This is a genomic window from Stieleria sedimenti (assembly GCF_025060895.1).
GTDB classification, from domain to species: Bacteria; Planctomycetota; Planctomycetia; order Pirellulales; family Pirellulaceae; genus Stieleria; species Stieleria sedimenti.
Map to the genome: position 1 here is coordinate 1 of NZ_JANZKV010000071.1, position 2,611 is coordinate 2,611.

At 53.7% G+C, this 2,611-nt stretch carries 4 protein-coding genes; all 4 read left to right on the top strand.

Annotated features, from left to right (window positions below):
• Positions 1 to 200: 200 nt before the first annotated feature.
• The 4 genes from NZK35_RS11075 to NZK35_RS11090 all read left to right on the top strand — a co-directional run bounded on the left by NZK35_RS11075 (position 201) and on the right by NZK35_RS11090 (position 2,492).
• A complete protein-coding gene (locus tag NZK35_RS11075) occupies positions 201 to 767 on the top strand; it encodes a hypothetical protein (RefSeq protein ID WP_259632596.1) in 567 nt (188 codons plus the stop codon).
• 241 nt (positions 768 to 1,008) lie between these two features.
• On the top strand, positions 1,009 to 1,236 hold the full coding sequence (locus NZK35_RS11080; RefSeq protein WP_259632597.1) for a hypothetical protein: 228 nt from the start codon (positions 1,009 to 1,011) through the stop codon (positions 1,234 to 1,236).
• Between the two features lie 99 nt (positions 1,237 to 1,335).
• Complete coding sequence (locus tag NZK35_RS11085) at positions 1,336 to 1,917, top strand: suppressor of fused domain protein (RefSeq protein WP_259632598.1); 582 nt, start codon at positions 1,336 to 1,338, stop codon at positions 1,915 to 1,917.
• 128 nt (positions 1,918 to 2,045) lie between these two features.
• A complete protein-coding gene (locus tag NZK35_RS11090) occupies positions 2,046 to 2,492 on the top strand; it encodes a hypothetical protein (RefSeq protein ID WP_259632599.1) in 447 nt (148 codons plus the stop codon).
• Positions 2,493 to 2,611 lie beyond the last annotated feature (119 nt).

The following is a 2,611-nucleotide window of genomic DNA, read 5'->3' on the forward strand; positions in this document are numbered from 1 at the left end:
ACCGCAGTCGGCGAGTTGAGTTTGTTTTTGAGATCAGGTCATTCGCGCCGACGCGGTGACCACAGCCGTTCTGCCAATAAGTTGACTCGATGGTTCATCGCGTAAAATGTCGCAAATGTGACAATAGGATTCTGCCGCAGACGGCAGCGGACAACGATGGCCTGTGCGGAGTATGCGCTCGATCCAACCGAATGCTCGCCATGTTTCCCGACGAGATCCGAACGAAGGTCGAGAACGAAAGGGCGGAGTACGATCGGCGGCTAAATAAAGGGCTGGTTTTCACGCCCAGCGAATTTGAACTTTCGCACGCCGAAATTCCAGGGGAATTTACCGACACTGCAACATTCTGGACGCTCCAACCGGAATACTACACAGAGCGATGTGAGTCAACGCCGGGTGACGCCATCTCCGCGGCACGCATTGAAGCCACCGGCAATGTTTTCCTTGTTTCAAACAATGGTGGACAACTCAATCTAGGCTTCACTGCAAAGTATTCGGTCGTCGAGTACCAAAACGAAAATGATGAACATCTACGGTGCGCCTACTCTTCGTCAGCCAATCTCAACACTCAGGTGCAAAAAGCTGATCATGTGATCCAAGCTTGTCCATGTTGCGGTGTCGGACTGCTTTGGTATCCAAGTCGCTATCATATGCCTCGCGCACTTGCTTTTTCGATTTTCGAGAGTGTGCTGGACCACAAACCAATTCCCGGTGTCACTTGGCTGGCAACTGATGATTTCTCTTACGCCCAACCTGGTGTAGGATAAGGCAGAACCATCGGATGCACGACGAGTCGCCGAGTCGTGGTTGTTGAAGTGGAGGATCGCGCGCGGCGACCGCGTGATCCGTGACGTTCACGCTGCTAACCGACGCCTGACGAAAGCGCCCACTTCTTCTTTTGCGTCTTCTCGCGTTCTTTTGTGGCAATTGATTGGCTGTCGTTGGATCGTGACCCGGAGGACGCCCACCGGATTTCATCGAACCTCTGTTTCCTGAGATTCGCATTTGATGTCACGGTTCGATAGGTGCGCGGTCGACTCGGCCGACGAAGACAAACCGACGCCCGTCGATTCGAGTACGAGTACCGCGATGCTGAGTACGAGTACGATCCAAGACAAATCGGCGCCTGAAATGCCGACTGCTGATTGGGACACCGAATTTCCCACGGCGATTCAGATCGAGTACATTGATCGTCAACGACGATGGCTCAATCTGTCGTCGCGGCCGACCGCGTGAACCAAGTGGTGCACCGCAGTCGGCGAGGCGAGTTTGTTTTTGAGTTCAGGTCGATCGCGCCGACGCGGTGACCACCGCCGTTATCCGACAAAGAATCACATGAACCCAGACACCGACCCCGAAGACGAATGGACGCTGTGGCGGGACGCTCGACTCGCCGCGCTTGAGTCCATTCTCGGCAAATCACACGACACCGTCGGTCATGGGACGATCCCCTTCAATCTTGGCGCTGACCTTGGTGGCACCGCGGATATCGTCTACTTCCACAACCATGTGGACGGCATTGTTTCTGTTACGGCAGAACTGATCGGGAATCCGGATCAAGTCCCAAATTCGATGGGGAACTACGAACTCGCGATTTGCTGTCGCGACGGTAACGACTGGGGACCGAATATTGTTGGGCAACTTGCACACTACACACTCGAAACCCCATTGGAACCCGGCCAGACCATGGACATCGGCCCTGCAACTCCGGATGGTTCAACGATCGACGCGTTCCTGTTCTGCGACTACGGACGCTTTCGGGTGCGTGACCAAGATGCGGGCATCATTATGTGCGTTGGTATCACGTCGTCCGAATTGGCCGCGTGCCGCAGTGGTGATCGTGAACGCGTCGAATCACTGTTAAAATCGGGTGGCGTGTTTCCATTCAACGACCTTCAACGTGAAAGCGTTGTTTGACACACCACGTCGGATAACAAAGCCGTGAACCGGAGCACTCAATCACGCGGCAACTGAAATCAAAGTCCTCCGTTCGTGCCCGGTTACGGCAGACGTTATATGCACACACAAGCTCGATCGGAGTATCAATGGGACAGTACGAGGATGTGTTGAAGTTCCTCGCCGAATGTGAGGACCCAACTGAGTCCCAGATGAACACGCGGACCACGCTCACCACCGACGCTGCGAGAAAGTTGGAGCAAGCATTTCCTGGATTGCCACGGGATTACGTCGATTATCTCGTCGAGGTTGGATCCGGCGCTTTTCGTGAATGCCAATATGCTGTGTATGACAGATTCCTCGATCCTGGTGACATATTCGACGCTGAAACTGCCGCATCATTTGGCAAGCGAATTCTATGCTTCGGCGACAACTTCTCAGGCGATCCTGCGGGCTTTCTTCCTGACGACAATTGGCGTGTAGTTGAATTGTGGCATGACAGCCTAGATTTGTATGATCCCAAACAGAATTTTGGTGAGTTCATTCGTGGCAAGATGCTCATGGATTCAGATGGAAATGACTTGTGTCAAAGTTGACCGAAACCGAAGCAGCAAATAACAATCGGATGCACGACGAGTCGCCGAGTCGTGGTTATTGAAGTGGAAGATCGCTCGCGGCGACCGCGTGATCCTTTCCGTTACCCGACAAAGGCGTC